Annotated in this window: 22 protein-coding genes; 18 read left to right on the top strand and 4 right to left on the bottom strand. The window is 60.8% G+C overall.

Going from position 1 to position 23,616, the window contains the following annotated elements:
• Window positions 1–9: 9 nt before the first annotated feature.
• Window positions 10–834 carry a shikimate dehydrogenase family protein gene (locus HF949_RS17460; RefSeq protein ID WP_292897342.1) on the bottom strand — a complete coding sequence of 275 codons (825 nt, stop codon included), beginning with the start codon at window positions 832–834 and terminating at the stop codon, window positions 10–12.
• The gene (locus HF949_RS17455; RefSeq protein WP_292900287.1) at window positions 828–2,792 is read right to left on the bottom strand and encodes an FG-GAP repeat domain-containing protein; all 1,965 of its coding nucleotides are present in this window, start codon (window positions 2,790–2,792) and stop codon (window positions 828–830) included. The genes HF949_RS17460 and HF949_RS17455 overlap by 7 nt, the downstream gene beginning before the upstream one ends.
• Before the next feature lie 93 nt (window positions 2,793–2,885).
• Between HF949_RS17455 and HF949_RS17450 the strand changes: the two genes are divergently transcribed.
• The 12 genes from HF949_RS17450 (at window position 2,886) to HF949_RS17395 (ending at window position 14,916) form a co-directional block, all read left to right on the top strand.
• Window positions 2,886–3,815 carry a dihydrodipicolinate synthase family protein gene (locus HF949_RS17450; RefSeq protein ID WP_292897340.1) on the top strand — a complete coding sequence of 310 codons (930 nt, stop codon included), beginning with the start codon at window positions 2,886–2,888 and terminating at the stop codon, window positions 3,813–3,815.
• Window positions 3,816–4,258: 443 nt separating this feature from the next.
• Window positions 4,259–4,456, top strand: a complete 198-nt coding sequence (locus HF949_RS17445) for a hypothetical protein (protein ID WP_292897338.1) — start codon at window positions 4,259–4,261, stop codon at window positions 4,454–4,456.
• A 368-nt stretch (window positions 4,457–4,824) separates the two neighbouring features.
• Window positions 4,825–5,772 (top strand): sugar-binding transcriptional regulator, encoded by a 948-nt coding sequence (locus HF949_RS17440; protein ID WP_292897336.1) that lies wholly within the window; start codon window positions 4,825–4,827, stop codon window positions 5,770–5,772.
• 114 nt (window positions 5,773–5,886) lie between these two features.
• Window positions 5,887–7,194, top strand: a complete 1,308-nt coding sequence (locus HF949_RS17435; RefSeq protein WP_292897334.1) for an ABC transporter substrate-binding protein — start codon at window positions 5,887–5,889, stop codon at window positions 7,192–7,194.
• Between the two features lie 95 nt (window positions 7,195–7,289).
• Window positions 7,290–8,159, top strand: coding sequence for a carbohydrate ABC transporter permease (locus HF949_RS17430; protein WP_292897332.1), 870 nt, complete (start codon window positions 7,290–7,292; stop codon window positions 8,157–8,159).
• A gap of 10 nt (window positions 8,160–8,169) precedes the next feature.
• Window positions 8,170–9,000, top strand: coding sequence for a carbohydrate ABC transporter permease (locus HF949_RS17425; RefSeq protein ID WP_229448232.1), 831 nt, complete (start codon window positions 8,170–8,172; stop codon window positions 8,998–9,000).
• A 12-nt stretch (window positions 9,001–9,012) separates the two neighbouring features.
• Window positions 9,013–10,014, top strand: coding sequence for an ABC transporter ATP-binding protein (locus HF949_RS17420; RefSeq protein ID WP_292897330.1), 1,002 nt, complete (start codon window positions 9,013–9,015; stop codon window positions 10,012–10,014).
• Window positions 10,015–10,058: 44 nt separating this feature from the next.
• A complete protein-coding gene (locus HF949_RS17415) occupies window positions 10,059–10,835 on the top strand; it encodes an SDR family NAD(P)-dependent oxidoreductase (protein WP_292897329.1) in 777 nt (258 codons plus the stop codon).
• Between the two features lie 14 nt (window positions 10,836–10,849).
• Window positions 10,850–11,545, top strand: coding sequence for an HAD family hydrolase (locus tag HF949_RS17410; RefSeq protein ID WP_292900286.1), 696 nt, complete (start codon window positions 10,850–10,852; stop codon window positions 11,543–11,545).
• Entirely contained in the window at window positions 11,545–13,146 is a 1,602-nt protein-coding gene (locus HF949_RS17405) for an FGGY-family carbohydrate kinase (protein ID WP_292897327.1), read from the top strand. The genes HF949_RS17410 and HF949_RS17405 overlap by 1 nt, the downstream gene beginning before the upstream one ends.
• 175 nt (window positions 13,147–13,321) lie before the next feature.
• Complete coding sequence (locus HF949_RS17400; RefSeq protein ID WP_292897326.1) at window positions 13,322–13,603, top strand: metal-sensing transcriptional repressor; 282 nt, start codon at window positions 13,322–13,324, stop codon at window positions 13,601–13,603.
• The gene (locus HF949_RS17395; protein WP_292897324.1) at window positions 13,603–14,916 is read left to right on the top strand and encodes an MFS transporter; all 1,314 of its coding nucleotides are present in this window, start codon (window positions 13,603–13,605) and stop codon (window positions 14,914–14,916) included. The genes HF949_RS17400 and HF949_RS17395 overlap by 1 nt, the downstream gene beginning before the upstream one ends.
• A 17-nt stretch (window positions 14,917–14,933) precedes the next feature.
• On the opposite strand, the gene msrA is transcribed toward HF949_RS17395, so the two are convergent.
• Both msrA and msrB read right to left on the bottom strand, forming a co-directional pair.
• Window positions 14,934–15,440 carry a peptide-methionine (S)-S-oxide reductase MsrA gene (gene msrA / locus HF949_RS17390; protein WP_292897322.1) on the bottom strand — a complete coding sequence of 169 codons (507 nt, stop codon included), beginning with the start codon at window positions 15,438–15,440 and terminating at the stop codon, window positions 14,934–14,936.
• Window positions 15,437–15,883 (bottom strand): peptide-methionine (R)-S-oxide reductase MsrB, encoded by a 447-nt coding sequence (msrB, locus tag HF949_RS17385; protein WP_292897321.1) that lies wholly within the window; start codon window positions 15,881–15,883, stop codon window positions 15,437–15,439. Before msrB ends, msrA begins: the two co-directional genes overlap by 4 nt.
• Before the next feature lie 258 nt (window positions 15,884–16,141).
• Here msrB and HF949_RS17380 point away from each other — a divergent pair, with 258 nt between their 5' ends.
• The 6 genes from HF949_RS17380 to HF949_RS17355 all read left to right on the top strand — a co-directional run bounded on the left by HF949_RS17380 (window position 16,142) and on the right by HF949_RS17355 (window position 23,608).
• Complete coding sequence (locus HF949_RS17380; protein ID WP_292897320.1) at window positions 16,142–18,685, top strand: heavy metal translocating P-type ATPase; 2,544 nt, start codon at window positions 16,142–16,144, stop codon at window positions 18,683–18,685.
• Between the two features lie 96 nt (window positions 18,686–18,781).
• A complete protein-coding gene (locus HF949_RS17375; protein WP_292897319.1) occupies window positions 18,782–19,888 on the top strand; it encodes a LacI family DNA-binding transcriptional regulator in 1,107 nt (368 codons plus the stop codon).
• A 2-nt stretch (window positions 19,889–19,890) separates the two neighbouring features.
• Complete coding sequence (locus HF949_RS17370) at window positions 19,891–20,913, top strand: polyamine ABC transporter substrate-binding protein (protein WP_292897318.1); 1,023 nt, start codon at window positions 19,891–19,893, stop codon at window positions 20,911–20,913.
• 73 nt (window positions 20,914–20,986) lie between these two features.
• A complete protein-coding gene (locus tag HF949_RS17365) occupies window positions 20,987–21,814 on the top strand; it encodes an ABC transporter permease (RefSeq protein WP_292897317.1) in 828 nt (275 codons plus the stop codon).
• On the top strand, window positions 21,811–22,590 hold the full coding sequence (locus HF949_RS17360; protein WP_025030355.1) for an ABC transporter permease: 780 nt from the start codon (window positions 21,811–21,813) through the stop codon (window positions 22,588–22,590). Before HF949_RS17365 ends, HF949_RS17360 begins: the two co-directional genes overlap by 4 nt.
• On the top strand, window positions 22,583–23,608 hold the full coding sequence (locus HF949_RS17355) for an ABC transporter ATP-binding protein (protein ID WP_292897315.1): 1,026 nt from the start codon (window positions 22,583–22,585) through the stop codon (window positions 23,606–23,608). The genes HF949_RS17360 and HF949_RS17355 overlap by 8 nt, the downstream gene beginning before the upstream one ends.
• The last annotated feature ends 8 nt before the right edge of the window (window positions 23,609–23,616 follow it).

The raw sequence follows: 23,616 nt of genomic DNA, 5'->3' as shown, positions 1-23,616 counted from the left end.
TCTGCCATTTTAGCAGCCATGTTTAGCAGCCATGTGAGCCGCAATGAGATCGATCTGGCCGTGGATCATGTGAATGCCTGAATGGATTTGCGCACCCCGCGTGCGTGCGGCCTCGAGCAAAGGTGTCACCTCCGGCTTGGCGATTACCTCGGCGACCAGCATCGTCTCGTCGATCAGACTTGCATCGAAGGGCTGAGGGTCGTTCGCCGAAAGGCCGAGCGACGTCGCGTTTATTACAATCAGACCCGATGCGGTATGCGTTTCGCCGGACATTTCGGCTCGCGCGAAAGACCGCCCAGCGGCGCGGTTCACAGCCTCTGCCAGTTCCTCGGCTTTTTGTCGGGTGCGGTTTGCTATGATCAGGGATGCCGCGCCTTCCTCGGCAAGTGCGAACGCTATCGCGATAGCTGCCCCGCCGGCTCCGGCCATGAGGCAATGCCTGCCGGACACCACATGGCCCTGGCGTTTCAAACCGCGAACAAAACCCTTGCCGTCAAACTGGTAGCCTTTGAAGGAACCATCGGTTTCCCGCCGCACGAGATTGACCGCTCCGACCCGTTCGGCGAGTGGATCGAGACTGTCGCAGAGCGGGAGTGCGGCCTGCTTGTGCGGCAGGGTGATGCCAAAACCGATCAGGTTTTTGAGCGTCTTGAGCCCCGCCCATGCGGTGTCCAGTTCCCGTGCATCGATGTTTATGGGCACGCAGACGATATTTTCTCCCCGTGCGGCAAAGATGGGGTTGATCGCCGTCGGGGTCATCACCTGGGCGATGGGGTCGCCAATGACACCCATGATCCTGGTCGAGCCATTGATCGCAAGGGGAAGATCTACCATGAGAGCTCCTCGCGCTTCAGCCATACGAGACTGCCATCTTCCACGCCGACCACGAGACCGGGCTTGCCGCTGTCATCCCAGTCCACAGCTTCCGGCGAAGCGACGTGCATGGCCATCTGGATGGTTTCGCCGCGAAACTTGAACGCTTTTGGAAAAGCGAAAACCGGCTTGTTGTTGGAGCCAATGTTCTCCAGCAGAAAGATGCCAGCCTGGCCGGTCGTGTTGCGTGGTTGGCCGGTCGGGCCGGGGGGCACGGACGCACGCGCGTGTGTCCCGATAATGAGATCGATCCGTCCATCGCCGGTCCAGTCCACGGCACAGAGTTTCACGCGTCCGCGCCCGCCGCCCACATCCTGGGTGAAACGCATTTGCGCGCCGTCCTCCCATTGCAGATGCCGTTTGTCGGCAAGTTCCGTGTCTGTTGCGCGGCGGAAATCCGACAACACGCCATCCTCGTCGAGTGCGAGGTAATGGAGCTGGCCGTTGCCCATCCAGTCAACCACGGCCGGTCGCACTCGCCAGACGGTTTTCAGTGGCTTGCCCTGCCAGATCAAGGGGCGTGGCGCTTCGAAACGGGGAGGCACGGAACCACCGTCATTGCGGTAGAAATTGTGCTCGCCGTTGACGTCGCTGACAAGCAGATCCGGCAATCCGTCGCCGTCCCAGTCGGCAATGGCGGGGCAGGAATAGCCGAACATTTTTTCTGAAGGGCCCTGTATGGAGCCGGTCAGACCGGCGGCGATGCGGACGGGCTGTCCGCCCGCTTCGATCATCACTTCCCGCGCGAGCGCGGGCGCGCCGCTAGGGCCGAGATTTTCATAGAACAGAAGCTCGCCGGTGCTGTTGCCGACCACGAGGTCGGGCAGGCCGTTGCCTGTGAAATCGTGAGCGGCGGGAGAGGGCAGAACCCCGGCATGAATCGATGGCTCGGTGCCCTCGACGCGGCCGATCTTTTGAAAGGCCGGCCGCCCGTCGGGGCCGGCGCCGGTGTTCCGAAGGAAAGTCACATAACCATCTTCGGCTCCAACCAGAATATCGAGGCGCCCGTCGCCATCCCAATCGACGGCGCACGGCAGGTGAATGCACTGATCCAGTAGCACCGGGGCACCGGCACCGTCGGCAACAAGCGTGGGATGTTCAAAGGCGAAGGGGCCGGTCTGTTCGGCAAAATGCAGGATGTTCCAGAATTCGCCGCACACCACGGCGGTGCGCCCCTCTCCGGAAAAATCTCCGAAGGCTGGAGCACACTGGCCATAGACCTCCAGCGGGGTCTCTCCCCCGACGATCGGCCTGCCTCGGCTCAACACGGGCGCGCTCAGGGTGCCGGTGTTCTTGAAAGCATAGAGGAAACCGCGTAGCGGCCCGCCCAGCCAGCGGCCCGCCGCATCATAGGCGCGGTAGCCGACATCGTTCCACTCCAGCCCGTTCGGCCAGTAGTCATCCCATGAATCCGTGCCCACAACGAGTTCGGGAACACCATCGCCGTCAATGTCATGGAAGCGGGCCATGTGAAAATATTCGTTGCCTTTGACCCAGTCGGCTTCGAGATCCAACGCGACCGGATCACCGAAACGCGGCTCGCGCGCGGTGCCGATATTGGGAAATAGAAAAATCTGTCGCCGCATGCGCGAGACGGAGAGGAGATGAAAGCGGTCGCCGTCGCGTACGGCGGTAACATAGCCGCGCACACCTTCAACGATCTCCTCGCGTCCAAGAAGCGGTGTGCCGTCCGGCTTGATTCCGATCTGCGGATACAGAAAAACGCGCCCCTCATAGCACGTATCCCAACTGGACAGGAGAAGGTCGCGTCCGCCATCGCCATCCCAGTCGACCACATCGACGCAGGTGATGATGCGGCCCGCGACCGGTGCCGAACCCACATCGGGATGATAGCGAATGGCCTGGTCCACATAAGTCGGGCCCGTCCAGACCGACGCGTCATCCTCCCACCGAGTCACGCTCAAGATGCTTCTCCTCCGTTTTTGGAATCCTATTCCAATTTCATTTCGTATCATATAGCGTGGCAATTGAAACCTTCAGATGGGCAAGAAATGAAAATTGGGATTGATGGCCTCGTGCCGGTGATGCTCACGCCTTTCACGTCGGCCAACCGCATTGACGAGGACGGGCTCGCACGGCTGACCGACTGGTATATCGAAGGCGGTGCACAGACATTGTTCGCGGTCTGCCAGTCGAGTGAGATGCAGAGGCTGCAGCTGGACGAGCGTGTTCTTCTGGCGCGCCGCACGCTCGAATGCGCGCGTGGGCGGCTGCCGGTGATTGCTTCAGGGCACATATCCGGGGCGCTGGACGACCAGCTCACAGAGCTAAAGGCAATGGCCGAAACGGGGGTCGATGCGCTGGTTCTGGTCACCAACAGGCTGGATCCAGACAATGCTGGCTTCGAGGGGTTCCGACATGCGCTTGAAGCGATCCTGAGAGCCTTGCCAGACGATCTGCCGCTCGGGCTCTATGAATGCCCGGTCCCCTATCGCCGCCTGCTCAGCGATGACGAGCTGAAGCTCTGCCTGGATACGGGCCGCTTTGCCGTGCTCAAGGATGTCAGTTGCGACCTGCCGACGGTGGCCCGTCGCGCAGCGATAACTGCGGGTACGCCCTTCGCCATTGTCAACGCCAATGCAGCGATCGCGCTTGCCGCCATGCGTGCGGGGTCGCGGGGCTTCGGTGGCGTGTTCAGCAATTTCCATCCGGATCTCTATGCCTGGATGTACGAACACAGGGGCGAGGATACGGAACTGGTTCGCGATCTCGCGGTTTTTCTCGCATTGGCCGGAATGGCTGAGGGGATGGGGTATCCAAAGCTCGCCAAGCTATGGCATCTCAGGCTGGGAACCTTTTCGAGCGCTCATTCCCGGGTGGTGGACTACGACCCTCTGGAGCGGCATTGGGCCGCCGCTGATCTGCTCGATCATATTGAGCGAGGTACGGAACATTTCCGCTCCCGGATCGCGGCAGCCTGAAGGTCTGAGAAGTCGCATCGTGCTCTCACCCTGTGGAGGCGGGACTGGCTGGTGCCTGAAATGCCGTCGATGCGAGTGGGTTGCGGGTTCCGCCTCTACCCGCCGAACATAATCGCTCCAATCCAGCGCATCTCCTCGCGCAACCGTGTGATGTCACCCAAATGGGTGAGGTGCGGTTGCGAAGCAGCGGATAGTCTTCTCGATGTTGGCCTTTGTCCGTTTTTCCGGCGGATGAATGCGCGCGAGAATGGAGCCTGGAATGCTTGCCAATCCATCGTCTTGAAACGCACCCTTTCTGCATTTCCTTTTTCTGGTGTGAAATCTCCTGGTATTCGGTCTGCGCGGCAATGTGCCTGCCCAGGAGGCACACACTATCATTGTTTTCGATTGCGCAGGCTCCATGTGGGGAAGGCGCCTGTTCGAACATAGAACCGGTGGTTCCGGTGCGCAGGCTGCCGGTCCGTGGCTCGGATGACCGCTGTGGCCAATGGTTGCCGCCGAAGGGCAAGCGACTGCTTTCCGATGCCGTGCGGATTGCGGCAAACCAACTACGTTTTACAGAAAATGCAGCGACCGTGGTCATCGTTGCAGACGGTATCGATATCTGCCATGCCGCCCCTGCGCTCTCGCTTCTGAACTGAATATCCGGGTGTCAATTTTACCACGCATGTGGTCGGGTCGGTCTATCGCAGGATCAAGGCCGTCAGGTGCAGTGTTTGGCCGAGAGCACGGGGGGCTTTACCTTGCGCCTGGGATGCGGATGAGCCTGGTGAGACGCTGCGCCGTACGATTGCAGACAATGCCATATTGGTGGCGGCCTTGGTCTCATGCCCCCACCAAGGCCGGTTTTTGCGTCTGTATGCGTCCGGCGTTTCGTAGGCCACAGCCCCGGGTGCTCCGGGCCTGTCTCACCAGGCCTGTTCGTTTGCATCATGTTGCTGGTTGTCTCCCCGTTGCTTCGCTAGAGTTATGATCATTGGACTGACAAGCAGAACATGAGTTGGAAAGTATGAGCGCACGCGGAAATCGACTGGATGACGCCGCCCGGGCAGGATGGCTTTATTACGTGGCGGGCAACACGCAGGATCAGATTGCTGCGACGCTGGGGGTTTCGCGGCAATCCGCACAACGCCTTGTCTCGCTGGCTGTGTCGGAAGGGCTCGTGCGGGTAAGGATCGACCACCCGATCGCCGCTTGCATGGATTTGGCGCGACGGTTGAAAGAACGTTTTGATCTTCAGTTTGCCGAAGTGGTTCCCAGCGATCCTCAATCGAATTCGACAACAGTCGGTGTGGCGGAGGCGGCTGCCGCCCAGATAGAGCGACATCTGCTTTCGGCGGAACCGATCGTCATGGCGATCGGGACAGGGCGAACGCTCAAGGCTGCAATCGAACAACTGCCGCCGATGGAATGTCCTCAACACCGCATCGTTTCACTGACAGGAAATATCGCGCCCGATGGCTCGGCGGCCTACTACAACGTTATCTTCACCATGGCGGATACCGTGAAGGCCCGCAGTTTCCCCATGCCCCTGCCGGTGATCGTTTCGTCGCCCGAGGAGCGGAATCTTCTTCACGAGCAGCCGATGATCCGGCCGGCACTGGAACTGGCGAGAAGGGCGGATGTGACGTTTGTCGGTATAGGCGACATGACAGATAACGCGCCAGTTTTCGAAGACGGCTTCGTATCCAGGCCCGAGCTGGACGCTCTTCAAAGGGCGGGTGCGGTCGGGGAGATCGTCGGCTGGTCGTTTGACGCAAATGGCGTCTACATCGAGGGCGGTTTGAATGAGCGTGTCGCAAGCGCACCATTGCCGTCGTCGGAAACCTCGCTCGTCATTGCAGCGGCGATGGGCGCGCGCAAACTTCCCGCTATTACGGCTGCTGTAAGCCGCCACATCGTCAACGGGCTGATCACCGATGAATGCACGGCGACAGCGCTGCTGGAGGCTGGCTGAGCCGAGCCTCCGCTCGTCCGCTTCTGTTTCTCCGAGACAGAAGGGCTTGACTTTGAAGTGAAGTGAGTATTTGCTCATCAATATAGCATTTGCTCAATTCTTTGGGAGGAGACCATGAGAGCGAATTTTCTGGCCATGATGACGTGTTCGGCAATGACCATTGCCGTTGCGGCGCAGGCGGAAACACTGACGATCGCGACCGTCAACAATGGCGATATGATCCGTATGCAGAAGCTTGCGGGCGCCTTCACGGAAAAGCATCCCGATATCGAGCTTGAATGGGTAACGCTGGAGGAAAATGTCCTGCGGCAGCGCGTCACCACGGACATTGCCACCAAGGGCGGTCAGTATGACATCATGACCATCGGTACCTATGAGGTGCCGATCTGGGCCGCGCAGAATTGGCTCGTACCGCTCGATTTCGGCCCTGAATACGACGTCGATGATCTGTTGCCGGCCATCCGGGCCGGCCTATCGATGGACGGAACGCTTTATGCCGCGCCATTTTATGGCGAGAGTTCCTTCGTCATGTACCGCAAGGATCTGTTCGAGGAAGCGGGACTTGAGATGCCGGAGGCCCCAAGCTGGGACTTTATCGGCGAAGCAGCGCGCAAGATCACCGATAAAGACAGCGAGATCTATGGAATCTGCCTGCGGGGCAAGGCCGGCTGGGGCGAGAACATGGCGTTCCTCACCGCCATGGCGAACTCGTTCGGCGCGCGCTGGTTCGACATGGAATGGAATCCGCAGTTCGACCAGCCTGAATGGAAGGAGGCCCTGCAGTTCTACATCGATCTCATGAACGATGCAGGACCGCCCGGAGCATCCTCCAACGGCTTCAACGAGAACCTGGCGCTATTCCAGACCGGAAAATGCGGCATGTGGATCGACGCCACGGTGGCGGCCTCTTTCGTCAGCAACCCGGATGAAAGTCAGGTGGCTGACAAGGTCGGCTTTGCACTTGCGCCCGACAAGGGGCTCGGCAAGCGCGGAAACTGGCTCTGGGCGTGGTCTCTGGCCGTTCCCGCCGGCTCGCAGAAAACCGACGCCGCAAAGACCTTCATAGCCTGGGCGACAAGCAAGGAATACAGCGCGCTCGTTGCGGAGGAGGAAGGCTGGGCCAACGTGCCGCCCGGCACGCGGACCTCGCTCTATGAAAACCCCGCCTATCAGGAAGCCGCGCCTTTTGCCGACCTGACCATCAAGTCCATTCAGGCTGCTGATCCGACCAGCCCAACGGTCGAGGACGTGCCGTATGTGGGTGTGCAGTTTGTCGCGATCCCGGAGTTTCAGGGTATCGGGACGGCGGTCGGCCAGCAATTCTCAGCCGCACTTGCCGGGCAATCCAGCGTTGACCAGGCATTGTCGAACGCGCAGGCGCTGACCCAGCGTGAAATGCAGAAGGCGGGATACCCCAAGTAAACCCGCCCATCCCCCGGGGTCGCGGCCGGCCCTCTCTCCCGGTCGCGATCCCGATTCCGCCTATCCGTCGACACAACGTTTGAAGAGGCAGGCTCATGGCCACGCTACAGACCCGCGCCAGCGCCCGGCTTATGATGACGCCCGCAGTCGTTCTGCTGCTTCTGTGGATGGCTGTTCCCCTGTCCATGACGCTCTACTTCTCGATGTTGCGCTACAATCTCCTGATGCCGGGCATGGAGGAGTGGGCCGGCTTCCTGAACTACCGGTTTTTCCTTACGGATCCCGCATTCCTCACGGGGCTGTTGAATACACTGCTCCTGGTGGGGGGCGTGCTTCTCATCAGCGTCGGTGGGGGCATCATGATGGCACTGCTGCTCGACCAGCCGTTCTTCGGGCAGGGCATTGTGCGCCTGATGGTCATCGCCCCCTTCTTCGTCATGCCAACCGTGTCGGCGCTGGTCTGGAAGAACATGCTGATGCATCCGGTGAACGGGCTGTTTGCCTGGATCGCGCGCACATTTGGCCTTCAGCCTGTCGACTGGTTCGGCGAGGCTCCACTCTTTTCGATTGTCATGATCGTCTCCTGGCAGTGGCTGCCTTTCGCAACGCTGATCCTGTTGACGGCACTTCAGTCTCTCGACACCGAGCAGAAGGAGGCGGCTGAGATGGACGGAGCGGGGGCGGTTTCGCGCTTCATCCATATCGTGCTGCCGCACATGGCGCGGGCGATCACCGTGGTGGTGCTCATCGAGACTATTTTCCTGCTCTCCGTGTTCGCGGAAATCCTCGTGACCACCAATGGCGGGCCGGGCGTGCAGACAACCACCGTGACCTATCTGGTCTATGTGCAGGCGCTGTTGCAGTTCGACGTGGGTGGCGCCTCTGCCGGCGGCATCGTTGCCGTGGTGCTGGCGAACATCGTCGCCATTTTCCTCGTCCGCCTCATCGGCAAGAACCTGGAATAGGAGAGACCCGATGGCCCGCGCCGTTTCCACCCGCACTCGTCTCACCTTCACAGTTATAGGCTGGCTCGTCGGCTTCGTGATCTTCTTTCCAATCCTCTGGACAGTGTTGACCAGCTTCAAGTCCGAGGGTGCTGCGATCGCAACGCCGCCACAATTTCTGTTCTTCGAGTGGACAGCGGAGAACTATGTCGAGGTCAACAGTCGGTCCGACTACCTGAAGCATTTCATGAACTCGGTGGTGATCTCGCTTGGTTCGACCCTGCTCGGTCTCCTCATCGCCATCCCGGCAGCCTGGGCCATGGCCTTCGCTCCGACAAAGCGCACGAAGGACGTGCTCCTGTGGATGCTGTCCACAAAGATGCTGCCGGCAGTCGGTGTTCTGGTGCCGATTTACCTTCTGTTTCGCGATGCGGGGCTGCTCGATACGCGGATCGGTCTGGTGCTCGTGCTTACCATGGCGAACCTGCCGATCATCGTGTGGATGCTCTATACCTATTTCCGTGAGATTCCCGGCGACATCCTTGAAGCCGCCCGGATGGACGGCGCCTCGCTCGCCAAGGAAATCATCTATGTGCTGACGCCCATGGCTGTTCCGGGCATCGCCTCCACCCTGCTTCTCAACATCATTCTTGCCTGGAATGAGGCCTTCTGGACACTCAACCTGACGGCAGCCAAGGCGGCACCGCTCACGGCCTTCATCGCTTCCTATTCCAGCCCGGAGGGGCTGTTCTGGGCAAAGCTCTCGGCCGCATCGACACTCGCCATCGCCCCGATCCTCATCATGGGCTGGTTCTCGCAACGTCAGCTCGTGCGTGGCCTCACTTTTGGCGCCGTCAAATAAGGAACGACAATCATGGGGGAAATCCGTCTCGAAAAGGTGCACAAGGCCTTTGGCTCGACAGTCGTCATTCCCGAGATCGATCTGGAGATTGCCGACAATGAATTTGTCGTGTTCGTCGGCCCGTCAGGCTGCGGCAAGTCCACGTTGCTGCGCCTGATTGCGGGCCTCGAAGACACGACAAGCGGCCGGATCCTGATCGATGGTGAAGACATGACCGCCCGCTCTCCGGCAAAGCGCGGCCTGTCCATGGTCTTCCAGTCCTATGCGCTCTATCCGCATATGAGCGTTTACAAGAACATCGCTTTCCCGCTGAAAATGGCCGGAGCGGACAAGGCGGCGATCGACGAGAAGGTGCGCAACGCCGCGCGCATTCTCAATCTGACGGATTATCTCGACCGTCGTCCCGGGCAACTTTCCGGCGGTCAGCGCCAGCGTGTGGCGATCGGCCGGGCGATCGTGCGGGAGCCAAAGGCGTTTCTCTTTGATGAGCCGTTGTCGAACCTCGATGCAGCACTGCGCGGCTCCATGCGGCTTGAGATCAGCGAACTCCATCATCAGCTCAACACGACGATGATTTACGTCACCCATGATCAGGTGGAGGCCATGACGATGGCCGACAAGATCGTCGTGCTGAATGCGGGACGGATCGAGCAGGTCGGTTCACCTCTGGAACTCTACCGCAGCCCAAGAAATCTGTTTGTGGCGGGTTTCATCGGTTCGCCGCGCATGAACCTCGTCCAGGGCATCGAAGCGGAGAAGATGGGGGCTGCGACAATCGGAGTCCGGCCCGAGCACCTGCAGCTTTCGACCGAAAGCGGTCACTGGAAGGGCAGGGTCGGCGTGGCTGAGCATCTTGGCTCCGACACGTTTCTCCATGTCGACATTGACGGGATCGGACAGCTTACCGCGCGGGCCGACGGTGAGTTTGCGTTGCGTCACGGTGAGACGGTCTATCTCACTCCATCGCCAGAGCGCCTGCACCGTTTCGATGACGCCGGCAACGCCTTGAGCTGATGGTCCGGCACACAGGGTAAGCAGAACGAAGAAGGTGTTTTGAAATGTATCTGGAAAAATTCAGGCTCGATGGACGCGTCGCGGTGGTCACCGGTGCAGGCCAGGGTATCGGTGCCGCATGCGCCCGCGCGCTTGGCGAAGCCGGTGCCCATGTGGTGGTTGCGGACATGAAAGCCGACCTGGCCGAAGCAAGCGTCGAAGCCCTGAACAAACTGGGTCACTCGGCAGAGAGCATCGTGCTGGACGTGACCAGGTCGGCACAGGTGAATGCCGCCGCAGATGCAATTGCGGAACGTCATGGGCGGGTCGACATTCTCGTCAACAATGCAGGCGTGGCGCAGAGCGACGTGCCGGCTGAAGAAACCAGTGACGATCACTGGCGCTTCCATATGGATGTCAATGTCGACGGGCTGTTCTGGTGTTGCCGGGCGTTCGGCCGCAAGATGCTGGACCGCGGCAGCGGCTCCGTCGTCAATATCGGTTCCATGTCCGGCGTGATCGTAAACAAGCCTCAGCCCCAGGCATTCTACAACGCCTCCAAGGCCGCGGTGCACCAGCTGACCAGGTCTCTGGCCGCCGAATGGGGCCGGCGTGGGGTTCGTGTCAACGCGGTCGCCCCAACCTATATCGAAACACCGCTGACAGCGTTCGGTATTCAGGAGAATCCCGAGATGTATGCTACCTGGCTGGAGATGACCCCCATGGGACGTGTCGGCCAGCCCGATGAGATCGCCTCGGTTGTTCAATTCCTCGCCTCCGATGCTTCCAGCCTCATGACCGGTTCGATCGTGATGGCGGACGGCGGTTATTCGTGTTGGTGAAGGATGTGAGCCAGGTGACAACGAAGCACGACATCGCGCTTGTGATCTTCGATTGCGATGGTGTGCTCGTGGACAGTGAGCCGCTTTCCATGCGGGTCCTGTTGGAGGCCGTCGCGGAACATGGTGTGCATATTGAACCGGAAACGGCTTATGAACTGTTTCTCGGTCGCTCTTTAACCACGATCAGGTCGCTGCTCAGTGCGGATTTCGGCGTCGATCTCGACGAGGCTGCACTGTCGCGCATGCGTGAGAATCTCTACACTGCCTTTCGTGAAGAACTGCGGGCGGTCGATGGGATTCACGAAGCGCTCGACGGTCTTGAACTGCCATATTGTGTTGCCTCTTCCAGCCAGCCGGAGCGTATCCGAGTATCGCTTGGGGTGACGAGGCTTCTTGATCGTTTCGAACCGAATGTGTTCAGCGCGACGATGGTGCCCAACGGCAAGCCGGCTCCCGATCTCTTTCTCTTTGCCGCCCGCTCGATGGGGATTGAACCGGCCCGTTGTGTCGTCGTGGAAGACAGCCCCGCCGGGATCGAGGCTGCGCACCGGGCCGGTATGCGGGTCCTGTGTTTCGCCGGTGCATCCCACGCCGGTTCCAAAGCACATCGCGCAATTCTGAAACGCTTGGAACCGGACCTGATTTTTGACAGGATGCAGTTGCTTCCGGACCTTCTCGTCCGGTTGGTGGAGACCCAGAGAGAGAACTGATGCGCGATTATGTGGTGGCGGTTGACGTGGGCACAGGCAGCGCCCGCGCCGGTGTGCTTGACCGTGAAGGCCAGCTTCTGGGTCGAGCTGAGACGCCGATCCGGATGAACCGGCCTGCAGCGGATTTCGCAGAGCAGGATTCCGAAAACATCTGGTATGCGGTGTGTGCCTCGGTGCGGACTGCGGTTGAGCGGGCAGGGGTGGCGCCTCAGGGCGTTGTCGGTATCAGCTTCGATGCCACCTGTTCCTTGGTTGTGCGGGATCGTGATGGTGGCCAGGTAAGCGTTTCACCCGATGGAGAGCCGGGTTGGGACACGATCGTCTGGCTCGACCATCGTGCGCTTTCCGAAGCCGATGAATGCACGCAAACCGGCCACCGTGTGCTTGATTTCATCGGTGGCGTCATGTCGCCGGAGATGCAGACGCCAAAGCTGATGTGGCTAAAGCGCAATCTGCCGCAATGTTGGAACGCTGCCGGTCATTTTTTCGATCTGGCCGATTTTCTGACCTGGAAAGCATCGGGTTCGCTCGCGCGCTCACAATGCACACTGACCTGCAAATGGACCTATCTTGCACATGAGAAGTCCGGTTGGCAGAGCGATTTCTTCGAGACTGTCGGTATCCCGGACATGCTTGAACGCGGGCAATTGCCGGGGGAAGCAAGCCCCATCGGTCTGGATCTTGGGCCACTCGCCGCAGACGCTGCGGATGCGCTTGGTCTCACGGAACAGTGCAGGGTCGGAGCCGGGCTGATTGATGCCCACGGCGGAGCCCTCGGTGTGCTTGGCGGTTTTGCTGGCGATGCCGACAGTATCGATCGGCACATGGCGCTGATCGCCGGGACGTCGAGCTGTGTCATGGCCTTTTCCCGCGAGGCCCGTCCAGTGCCTGGCGTATGGGGTCCCTATCTTGGGGCGGCGTTGCCGGGATGCTGGCTCGGTGAAGGCGGCCAGTCCGTTTCAGGTGCTTTGCTCGACCACATCATCCGCTGGCACGCTGCGGGCGGAGAGCCGGATGCCGGGATGCACAAACGCATCTGCGACCGCGTCAACGAATTGCGGGCTGCAGAAGGATACGAGCTTGCCGCCCGGCTGCACGTTCTGCCGGACTTTCACGGAAACCGCTCGCCTCTGGCCGATCCCCATGCAGTCGGGGTCATCTCGGGGCTGACCCTCGACGCCTCTTTCGACAGTCTCTGCCGGCTCTACTGGCGTACCGCGATGGCGATTGCGTTCGGCATTCGTCACATTCTCGATGCGCTGAACGAAAAGGGCTATGCCATCGACACGCTTCACGTTACGGGCGGACATACGAAAAATCCGCTGTTGATGGAGTTATATGCGGATGCTGCCGGTTGCACGGTGGAGGAGCCGGGCGCCGAGGACGCCATGCTTCTGGGGACCGGGATGGTAGCGGCTACGGCTGCCGGGCTCCACGATAGTCTGACGGATGCCTGTGTAAGCATGGCACAGAGGGGCAGGGCGCGGCGACCGAACCCCATTGCCCGGGAACGTTTCGATCGTGACTATCGCGTCTTTCTGGAAATGCATCGTCAGCGCAGAGCGCTGGACGCCATTGCCTCAGGGCGAACCGGCATCTGAGGTGCAATCTGCTGTCCCGCTTCGCTAGGCAAACATCATTCCTTGGGAGAGGATAAGGCGGCCGACGGCTCCGCGAATCGCCGCGACTGACCGGTTTGTGATACACCAGTTGCGGATTGCCATTCCTACGTCAAAACGTCTTGTCATATCCTCTACGGGGGGATAGCATTTATCAATGACTACGGAACCTCATCTGCACGAAACGCACCCCCAGATCGTCAAGCGGCTCAAACGCGCCGACGGGCATTTGCGCGGGGTCATCGAAATGATCGAGGCCGGCAGACCCTGCCTCGACATCGCCCAGCAGCTCCATGCGGTCGAACGGGCCATTGCGCAGGCCAAGAAGACGTTGATCCAGGATCATCTTGATCATTGTCTTGAAGATGTGATCGGGCCGCTCGCGCGTGAGCGGCGACAGGCGCTCGATGAATTCAGGGAAATAGCGAAGTATTTGTGATGCTGGCGATCCTGAAGAATCGAACCTATCGCCATCTGTTCGGCGCGCAGGTGATCGCGTTGATCGGAACCGGGCTTGCGACCGTGGCTCTGGGGCTGCTTGCTTTCGATTTGGCTGGCGACAATGCAGGCGCGGTGTTGGGAACGGCGCTTGCCATCAAGATGATCGCTTATGTTGGCGTTGCGCCGCTCGCCTCCGCCTTCGCAGAAAGGGTGCCGCGCCGCGCAATGCTGGTGACACTCGATCTGGTGCGTGCAGGTGTCGCGATGTTCCTGCCCTTTGTTACCGAAGTCTGGCAGGTTTACGTCCTGATCTTCATGCTGCAATCCGCCTCAGCGGGTTTCACACCCACTTTTCAGGCTACGGTTCCCGATATTCTGCCGGATGAGAGAGACTATACGCGGGCGCTTTCCCTTTCGCGTCTGGCCTACGATCTGGAAAGTGTCGTGAGTCCGATGCTGGCGGCCGCCCTGCTTTCCGTTGTCTCATTTCACAACCTGTTTGCCGGAACCGTGATCGGGTTTCTCGTCTCGGCGGCACTCGTGATGTCGGTGGCCTTGCCCAGCCCGAAACCGGGAAAGCCGCGCGGCATCTATGATCGGACCACGCGCGGCATTCGCATCTACCTTGCAACGCCACGTCTGCGCGGGCTCTTGGCGCTCAACCTGGCCGTCGCTTCGGCGGGGGCCCTGGTGATCGTCAACACGGTTGTCTATGTGCAGGGTGTCTTTGCCCTCAATAATCAGTCGACCGCGCTGGCGCTTGCTGCGTTCGGAGGCGGGTCGATGGTGGCCGCGCTCACACTGCCCAAATTGCTGGAAACCGCCTCGGACCGCACGGTGATGCTGGCCGGGGCCTCTCTTCTGGTGGCCGGTACGCTGACTGCGGCGGCGCTGCCCGGATTTGCGTGGTTGCTGGCGTTGTGGTTCGTGCTCGGTGTTGGATATTCAACGGCGCAGACGCCGTCGGGCAGACTGCTCAGACGCTCAGCCAATCCGGAGGACCGCCCGGCACTCTTCGCCGCGCAGTTTGCCCTCTCTCATGCCTGCTGGCTGATCGCCTATCCGCTTGCCGGTTGGGCGGGCGCGGCTCTCGGCCTGCCCGCCACGTCGATCATCCTCTCAGCGCTGGCCGCGGTCGCCATCGGGGCCGGTCTTGCCATCTGGCCGGCCGACGATCCGGAGATTGTCGAACACAGCCATGACGACCTCCCGGAGGACCACCCGCATCTTGCGGGAAGTGGACATGGGCGCCGTCACGCCCATGCCTATGTGATTGACGACATGCATGTCGCATGGCCGCGTGAGAGTTGATCAGCGAGAGATGATGCTCACTCGGCCGCGTCGCGTCTGGGCAGTACCCAGCCCGGGCGGGGGAAATGACATGTATACCCGTTCGGGTACCGCTCCAGGTAATCCTGGTGCTCCGGTTCGGCTTCCCAGAAATCGCCTGCGGGTTCCACTTCGGTCACGACCTTGCCTGGCCAGAGACCTGAGGCGTTGACATCGGCAATCGTATCCTCGGCGATGCGTTTTTGTTCATCCGTCACATAATAGATTGCCGAACGATACGACATGCCGACATCGTTGCCCTGCCGGTTCACCGTCGTCGGGTCGTGGATCTGGAAGAAAAACTCCAGCAGGCGCCGGTAGCTCGTCTTTTCCGGGTCGAAGATGATCTCGATGCCTTCTGCATGGGTACCATGGTTGCGGTAGGTCGCATTCGGCACATCGCCTCCGGTGTAGCCCACGCGCGTGCTGATCACGCCGGGCATTTTGCGGATGAGATCCTGCATGCCCCAGAAGCAGCCTCCGGCAAGTACGGCACGTTCAGTCATGTCACGTCCTCCACCTGGTCGAGATAGGCACCATAACCTTCCGCTTCCATCGCGTCGCGATGGATGAAGCGAAGAGCGGCCGAGTTGATGCAATAGCGCAGGCCGCCGCGGTCCACTGGCCCATCTTCAAAGACATGGCCGAGGTGGCTGTCACCATGTGCCGAACGCACTTCCGTGCGGATCATCCCATGGGACACATCGCGTCGTTCCTGGACATTGGCCGGTACGATCGGCTTTGTGAAGCTTGGCCAGCCGCAGCCGGATTCATACTTGTCGCTGCTTGCGAAAAGCGGTTCGCCGGAAACGATATCGACATAGATTCCGGGTTCCTTGTTGTGAAGATATTCGCCCGTGCCCGGACGTTCCGTTCCGCTTTGCTGCGTCACGTAGTACTGCTCGGGGGTGAGGCGGGCCAAGGCTTCTTCAGTTTTCTTGTAACTCATTCGCAGCTCCGGCTTCCTGATTGTTCGTCTCCATCGAGATCGGGCATTGGTGGAGAGCCCCATGCCCGCAGAGCCTGATGTAGGTATCGCGCCTGTGCAATCCCAATCATATTCGTGTGATCCTCAGGGGCAAACGACAATGTGGTTGAGGGCTGCCGGGAAACGTCGAAAGGGATTGTGAATTTTCCCGCTTGACCTTCCATTGACTGGAAGGTTTAGAAGCCCAATCCTGAACAATAGTCATTCAGGGTGAAAGCGATGAATACCCTTCCTGCCGGCGCCTCTCCGGTCATTGTCAAACGGTTCCGTATTGAGGGGCTGAGCTGCGCTTCCTGCGTCAGGCGCGCCGAAAACGCTATGGCAGAAGTCGATGGCGTGACGAACGCCTCGGTCAATCTGGCGACGGAGACCGCAGAGGTCTCACTCCAGCCCGGCGTGGATTTTTCCAGCATTGTCAAAGCGGTGGAGGGAGCTGGCTATGGCGTCCCGGCCAGCCATCTCGATATCGGCATCGAGGGCATGACCTGCGCATCCTGCGTGCGGCGTGTAGAGCAGGCCATTGCCGCCGTTCCCGGGGTTTCAAAAGTCGCAGTGAACCTTGCCACCGAAAGCGCGTCCATCGATCTCGTGAACGACGAAGCGCGCAGCGGAGTGGAGGAGGCGATCCGCAAATCCGGCTACACGCCGGTTCTGCGCTCCGATGGCGCTACCGCTAGCGATGCGCATGAGAAGGCAAAGACCGCGGAGCTGCGTTCGCTAAAGCGCGATTTCACGCTGGCGGCAATCTTCACCCTGCCGATCTTCATTCTTGAAATGGGCAGTCATTTCGTGCCGGGCATGCATGCCTGGCTGATGGGCATCGCCGACCGCAGCACACTCTATATGGTCTACTTCGTGCTGGCGACCATCGTTCAGTTTGGCCCGGGTCTGCGTTTTTATCGCAAGGGTTTTCCGGCGCTGATGCGCCTTGCGCCCGACATGAACTCACTCGTCATGCTCGGTTCCACCGCCGCCTGGGCCTATTCGGTCGTGGCCACCTTTGCGCCCGGCGTTCTCCCGTCCGGCACGGTCAACGTCTATTTCGAGGCATCCGCCGTCATCGTCACGCTGATCCTGCTTGGGCGACTTCTGGAGGCGCGCGCCAAGGGCCGCACCGGGGAGGCCATCAAGCGGCTGATGGGGCTTCGCGCCAAAAACGCCCGGGTTCAAAGGGACGGTAATTTTGTCGAGGTGCCGCTTGAAGAGGTGGTTGTGGGCGACCGCCTTCAGGTGCGCCCCGGCGACAAGGTGCCGGTCGATGGTCTGGTCGAAAGCGGTTCTTCCTATGTTGATGAAGCTATGATTTCCGGCGAACCGGTTCCGGTCTCCAAGGCCGAGGGCGACGAGGTCATCGGTGGCACGATCAACAAGACCGGCAGCTTTGTTTATCGCGCCACCAAGGTCGGCTCCGACACCGTTTTGGCACAGATTATCCGAATGGTCGAAAACGCGCAGGGAGCCAAACTGCCAATCCAGGCGGTGGTCGATCGGGTCACGGCATGGTTCGTTCCGGCCGTCATGCTCGCGGCGGCACTCACCTTTGTCATCTGGCTCCTGTTCGGTCCTGATCCCGCTTTGGCATTCGCGTTGGTCAATGCGGTGGCGGTGCTCATTATCGCCTGCCCCTGCGCCATGGGGCTTGCAACGCCCACCTCCATCATGGTTGGCACCGGTCGTGCCGCACAGCTCGGTGTCCTGTTCCGCAATGGCGAGGCATTGCAGAAAATGCGCAACACGCGCGTCGTGGCGTTCGACAAAACCGGCACACTCACGCGCGGTCGCCCCGCACTCACCGATTTCATCGTGCAGGACGGGTTCGACCGTGCGGAAGTTCTCTCGCTTGTTGCTTCTGCGGAAGCCATGTCTGAACATCCGGTGGCGGAAGCCATTGTGGAGGCTGCGCAAACGGCCAATCTCGCGCTCAGGAGTGTCGTCGAGTTTGATGCGGTTCCGGGTTTCGGCATTGCTGCCACCGTTGGTGGTCACAGGCTTCATGTCGGCGCGGATCGCTACATGCAACAGCAGGGCATCGACATCGGCAAGGCTGCAGCTGCGGCAGAGACGCTCGCCTCCGACGCCAAGACACCGCTTTACGCGTCGGTGGATGGCCGGCTCGCGGCCGTCATCGCGGTTGCGGACCCCATCAAGGAATCGACGCCCGCCGCCATTGCAGCGCTCCATGCTCTGGGGCTGGAAGTGGCCATGATCACCGGCGACAACCGGCATACGGCGCAGGCCATAGCTGCAAGGCTGGGTATTGACCGCGTCGAGGCGGAAGTGCTGCCCGAGGGTAAGGTCGAGGCGCTCAGGCGTCTGCGCACTCTGGCGGGCCCGGTGTCCTTCGTCGGTGACGGCATCAACGATGCTCCCGCTCTTGCAGAGGCCGATGTGGGCATTGCCATCGGCACCGGCACGGATGTCGCCATTGAGAGCGCCGACGTGGTGTTGATGGCGGGTGACGTGACCGGCGTTGCCAATGCCATCGGTCTTTCACAGGCGACCATGAAGAACATCAAGCAAAACCTGTTCTGGGCCTTCGCCTACAATGTGAGCCTGATCCCGGTTGCGGCCGGTGTGCTTTATCCGGCTACGGGCATGCTCCTTTCGCCCATGCTGGCAGCCGGGGCGATGGCTCTGTCCAGCGTCTTCGTTCTGGGCAATGCATTGCGGCTCAAGCGCTTTCAGGCTCCTCTTCCTGCCCGGGTCACCGGGCAGGAGACTGGGAAGGCAAGCAATCAGAGAGCGGTAGAGGTGTCCGCCTGACCGCACTTTTTGGGGAAACCAAAAAACAGAGTCGACAGACTGGTTCGAGCAAGGCATATTGATTAAACGTTTAATCTGCTTCTGAACCGGGCTTTGATGGCTTCTCGCGCCAATCTGTCCGATATTGCCAAGGCGCTTGGCGTATCGGTTGCGACCGTTTCAAACGCGATGTCCGGAAAGGGCCGCGTGTCGCAGGAACTCGGCCGGACGATCCGCGAAAAGGCAAAGGAGCTGGGCTATGTGCCCAGCCTCGCAGGCCGGGCGCTCAGTACCGGCCGCAGCCATGTGCTTGGCCTTGTTCTGGCTGACATTGCTCATCCGCTCTTTCCCCAGTTTGCACAGGCGATCGAGCATGCGGCGTCCGAGGCGGGTTACGGCGTTCTCATCGGTGACAGCCGGGGTGATGTCGAGGCGCAGACCCGCGCCATCAACCGGCTGATCGAGCGCGGCGCGGATGGCATAGTGGTCGTTCCGCGCCATGGTACGCGCATCGGCGATATCGGTCGTCCCGTCGCCGTCATTGATTCTGCCTCCACACCTGGCAACACCGTTGCCGCCGATCACTGGAATGGCGGGCTGGAGATTGGCCGGCATCTGCTGGAACTTGGCCATCGATCCGTCGCGATCATAGGCCTTCATTCGGATTCCAACGTCCAGAACGACCGCATTGGCGGCATTCGCGAGGCCTTTGCCGGCAGGGGCGAAACCCGTCTGATCTGGATCGGCGAAATGGAGCGCAGCCACGGGTCCGGCTGTCCGCTCGGTCTTGTGCGACTGGCAGAAGAAGGCGTGACGGCATTCGCTGCCGTGTCCGATCTTCACGCCCTGCGCGCCATCACCGAACTGCAGCAGGGCGGCATCTCAATTCCGGGCGATGTTAGCGTTACCGGTTTCGACGATCTCATATGGGCCGGTGTCATCGCGCCTAGTCTCACAACCATGCGCATGGATATGGAGCGCATCGCGGAGATCGCCATTGCCGACCTGATCTCTCAGATCGAGCAGGAGGATGGGCGCGCCACGTCACCCCGTCCGCCGGTCTCGCCGGATCAGCGCTCTATCCCGATGGAACTCATTATTCGCCAGTCGAGCGGGCCGGTGCTGGGGCTCCCCGCTGCTGGCGCGATGACGCCGGTCCTCGCCGGGCCTGCATCATCCTCTACCGAACCCAGAAGAAGCACCACCAGAGAAGGAAGCGATTAGATATGTTCAAGAAAATTCTGGCCTCAGGCGTCGCGCTGGCTGCACTCAGCGGCGCGGCGCAGGCCGCCGACAAAAAGCTCGTCATCTCCGTATATGGCTTTGCCCAGGATGCCTTCAAGGAGATTGTCTACGATCCGTTCGAAGCCCAGTGTGGCTGCGAGCTGGTGGTCGAAACAGGCAATTCCGTTGAGCGCCTCGCCAAGCTGGAAGCCCGCAAGGACGACCCCGAAATCGACATGGCCGTCATGTCCACCCATGATGCGCTTTCAGCTGCGCGCAAGGGCATCACTCAGTCTATCGATGTCAGCCGCCTTTCGAACTATGACAAGCTCTACGACATCGCCAAGGACCCGGTCGGCGACAACATGGGTGTCGGCTACACTTTCTATGCCACGTCGATCGCCTACCGCGCCGACGAGGTGACCATTGAAAGCTGGGCCGATCTGTTCCAGGACAAGCTCAAGGGCCGCGTTGCATTTCCGAATGTGAGCACCAATCAGGGCCCGCCCGCGCTCTACATGGTCGGCAAGGCCATCGGCGACGATGCTGCAGACCTGAAGGCCGCCATCGGCGAAGTCGCGAAGAATAAGGACGACATCGTCACTTTCTACGAGCGGTCCTCGCAGGTCGCACAGCTCATGCAGCAGGAAGAAATCCTCGCCGCACCCATTGGCCGTTTCGCCTGGGGCGCATACTCCAAGATGGGCTTCGACATGGCCTGGGCCACCCCGAAGGAAGGTCAGACTGGCGGCATGAACGTCATGATCCTGACCAAGGGCGCGAAGAACGAAGATCTCGCTTACGAGTTCATGGATTTCTGGCTCTCCACCGAGATTCAGACCAAGCTTGCCGAGGCGCTGGTGGACAGCCCCGCCAATGCAGAAGTGAAGGTTTCCGACGAGATCGCCGAAAACCTCACCTATGGCGCCGAGACCGTCGAGAGCCTCCAGCTTCTGGACCCGGCCGTCATCCTCGACAACCGCGAGGGCTGGCTCTCGGAGTGGAATGCCCAGATCGGCCAGTAAGCCGATACGCTGATGCGATGGTCCGGGGGCGGGCAGTGGGTCTGCCCCCGAACCCAACACAAGGTTCCAACACATGTTTCAGAATCGGATGGAAGGACTGGCGTTGGCGTTGCCTGCGGCGGTCTTCGCGGCGATCGTTTTTCTCGTTCCCGTGGGCATCCTGCTTTCCGAGGGCTTTCGCGCCGAGGGAAGCTGGACGCTGGCATCTTACGCCACCTTCTTTGAAAGCGAGCTCAACCGCACCGTCTTCTGGCGCACGCTGAAGCTCGGCGCGATGGTGACTGCCGTGTCGGCGATCATCGGCTATGCCACGGCCTATTCCATCGTCACGCTGCCGCCCACCGCGCGCGGCCGCATGATCGGTCTCGTCGTCATGCCGCTGATGATTTCGCCCGTCGCCCGCACCTATGCCTGGATCGTCATTCTGGGCCGCACCGGCTTCGTCAACGAGACCATTGTCTGGCTCGGTCTTTCCGACACGCCCATCCGGTTCCTGTTCACCGAGACGGCCGTTTTCATCGGTCTTCTGCAACTCTTCCTGCCACTCATGATCCTGTCGCTTATCAGTGCGCTGGAAAACATGCCCAGGGATGCCGTGCCCGCCGCGCGCGTTCTGGGCGCGAACTGGCTGCAGGTCTTCGTCAAGGTCATCCTTCCGCTGACCAGGGAAGGGCTCGTCATCGGGGGCACGCTGGTCTTCACCGGCTCGCTCACGGCCTACATCACCCCCGCCATTCTCGGCGGTTCCAAGGTCTTGATGCTGGAAACGCTGCTCTATCAGCGCGTGACCGTCGCCAACGATTTCGCCTCGGCAAGCATCATCGCCATGATCCTCATGGTCATGAGCTTTTCCGCCAACCTGCTTCTGAAACGACTGGCCACCGCGAGGAACAAGCGATGACCTCCCGCCTTCTGTCCTACGTCACGCTGACGCTCGTCCTCATTTTCCTGCTGGGGCCGTTCGTCATCATCGTCGCGGCAGCCCTTTCGGGCGGCGAAACGCTCGCCTTCCCGCCGCAGGGCCTGTCGCTCAAATGGGTGATGAAAGTTTTCGAGGTGGAGAGTTTCAGGGCAAGCTTTGCGCTTTCCATGTTCCTCGCCATCTTCGGCACGCTCGCCGCCCTCGTGCTCGGCGTGCCGGTGGCCTATGCCGCCTCGCGCTATCGTCTGCCCTTCGGCGAGACCATCCGCACCATTGTCTCCGCGCCGATCATCGTGCCGGGCATCATCGTCGGCCTGGCGCTCCTGCGCTATCTGGTGATCCCGCTCGACGTCAGCGTCGGCGTGGCGCTTTTCATCGCCCACACGGCGCTGATCCTGCCCTATGCGGTGCGCGTGGTTTCGGCCTCGCTCGACAATCTGCGCAGCGACATCGAGGAAGCCGCGGTCATCCTGGGCTCTTCGCGGGTCGCCACCTTCTTCCGGATCGTGCTGCCCAACATTCAGAGCGGCATTCTGGCGGCCTTCATTCTGGGCTTCGTCACCAGCTTCAATCAGGTGCCGGTGTCGCTCTTCCTCTCAGGACCGGGCGTACGCACGTTGCCCATCGACATGATCTGGTACATGGAAATCACCTACGATCCGTCGGTGGCCGCTCTTGCCGCGCTGCTCGCCTTCCTCTCCATTTCCATCGTTTTCCTCGCGGAACGTTTCCTGGGGTTCTCCCGCTATGTCTGATGAAACTTATCTCGATCTGAGCGATCTGACGCTCGCTTATGGCAAGACCGTTGCGGTCGAACGCCTCAACCTGTCCATCCGCAAGGGTGAGCTGATTGCGCTGCTCGGCCCCTCCGGCTGCGGCAAGACCACCACCATGCGCGCCATCACCGGCCTTCTGCGTCCGGCGTCCGGCAAGATCACGCTGGATGGCGCCGACATCACCCATGTGCCGGCCAACAAGCGCCATGTCGGTCTGGTGTTCCAGTCCTATGCGCTGTTCCCGCACCTGACCGTGTTCGAGAATGTCGCCTTCGGCCTGCGCCTGAAGAAGCGCCCCTCCGCCGAGATCAACCAGCGGGTCGAGGCCGGCCTCGCCATGGTTGGCCTTGGCAAGTTCCACAGCCGCAAGCCGGCAGAGCTTTCCGGCGGCCAACAGCAGCGTGTTGCGCTTGCCCGCTCGCTGGTCATGGAGCCCAAGGTGCTGCTGCTCGACGAGCCGCTGTCCAACCTCGATGCGCGCCTGCGTCTGGAAATGCGCACCGAGCTGCAGCGCGTTCAGCGCGAGAGCGGCGTCACCATGGTCTTCGTCACGCATGACCAGAACGAGGCGCTGGCGCTGGCCGACCGCATCGTCGTCATGAAGGAAGGCGCAATCGAGCAGGTCGGTTCGCCCGAGGACGTTTATAATCGTCCCCGGTCGCGTTTCGTTGCCGATTTCGTCGGTTTCGAGAACATCTTTGCCGTGAAGGATGGAAACATCGTGACCGAAAACGGCGCAATGGCGTTGGGCGGCGGTCTCTCAGTGAATGCGCCGGGGCTCGCATGGCGACCGAACATGGTAACCCTCGGGGAGGGGCGCTTTGAGGGTGAGGTGCTTGGCGCTGCCTTTGCCGGCGGTTCGCGCGAGTATCTCCTGAAGAGCCCGCTTGGACCCATCAAGGCCGAGATGGACGCTGCAGCGCCCGCTTTCAAACCGGGTAGCAAGATCGCCTTCGATCTGCCGCCGGAGCGCGCCGCCGTTCTGGAGCGGATGTAGAGAGGGAG

This window comes from Nitratireductor sp. (assembly GCF_017794765.1).
In the GTDB taxonomy this organism is placed as follows: Bacteria; Pseudomonadota; Alphaproteobacteria; order Rhizobiales; family Rhizobiaceae; genus Nitratireductor.
This window is presented reverse-complemented; position numbering and strand designations above follow the sequence as displayed.

Coding starts and splice junctions, on each gene's coding strand:
- HF949_RS17460 (WP_292897342.1), bottom strand. CDS start 834: ATGGTAGATCTTCCCCTTGCGATCAATGGCTCGACCAGGATCATGGGT.
- HF949_RS17450 (WP_292897340.1), top strand. CDS start 2,886: ATGAAAATTGGGATTGATGGCCTCGTGCCGGTGATGCTCACGCCTTTC.
- HF949_RS17440 (WP_292897336.1), top strand. CDS start 4,825: ATGAGCGCACGCGGAAATCGACTGGATGACGCCGCCCGGGCAGGATGG.
- HF949_RS17435 (WP_292897334.1), top strand. CDS start 5,887: ATGAGAGCGAATTTTCTGGCCATGATGACGTGTTCGGCAATGACCATT.
- HF949_RS17430 (WP_292897332.1), top strand. CDS start 7,290: ATGGCCACGCTACAGACCCGCGCCAGCGCCCGGCTTATGATGACGCCC.
- HF949_RS17425 (WP_229448232.1), top strand. CDS start 8,170: ATGGCCCGCGCCGTTTCCACCCGCACTCGTCTCACCTTCACAGTTATA.
- HF949_RS17420 (WP_292897330.1), top strand. CDS start 9,013: ATGGGGGAAATCCGTCTCGAAAAGGTGCACAAGGCCTTTGGCTCGACA.
- HF949_RS17415 (WP_292897329.1), top strand. CDS start 10,059: ATGTATCTGGAAAAATTCAGGCTCGATGGACGCGTCGCGGTGGTCACC.
- HF949_RS17405 (WP_292897327.1), top strand. CDS start 11,545: ATGCGCGATTATGTGGTGGCGGTTGACGTGGGCACAGGCAGCGCCCGC.
- HF949_RS17400 (WP_292897326.1), top strand. CDS start 13,322: ATGACTACGGAACCTCATCTGCACGAAACGCACCCCCAGATCGTCAAG.
- HF949_RS17395 (WP_292897324.1), top strand. CDS start 13,603: ATGCTGGCGATCCTGAAGAATCGAACCTATCGCCATCTGTTCGGCGCG.
- msrA (WP_292897322.1), bottom strand. CDS start 15,440: ATGACTGAACGTGCCGTACTTGCCGGAGGCTGCTTCTGGGGCATGCAG.
- msrB (WP_292897321.1), bottom strand. CDS start 15,883: ATGAGTTACAAGAAAACTGAAGAAGCCTTGGCCCGCCTCACCCCCGAG.
- HF949_RS17380 (WP_292897320.1), top strand. CDS start 16,142: ATGAATACCCTTCCTGCCGGCGCCTCTCCGGTCATTGTCAAACGGTTC.
- HF949_RS17375 (WP_292897319.1), top strand. CDS start 18,782: ATGGCTTCTCGCGCCAATCTGTCCGATATTGCCAAGGCGCTTGGCGTA.
- HF949_RS17370 (WP_292897318.1), top strand. CDS start 19,891: ATGTTCAAGAAAATTCTGGCCTCAGGCGTCGCGCTGGCTGCACTCAGC.
- HF949_RS17365 (WP_292897317.1), top strand. CDS start 20,987: ATGTTTCAGAATCGGATGGAAGGACTGGCGTTGGCGTTGCCTGCGGCG.
- HF949_RS17360 (WP_025030355.1), top strand. CDS start 21,811: ATGACCTCCCGCCTTCTGTCCTACGTCACGCTGACGCTCGTCCTCATT.
- HF949_RS17355 (WP_292897315.1), top strand. CDS start 22,583: ATGTCTGATGAAACTTATCTCGATCTGAGCGATCTGACGCTCGCTTAT.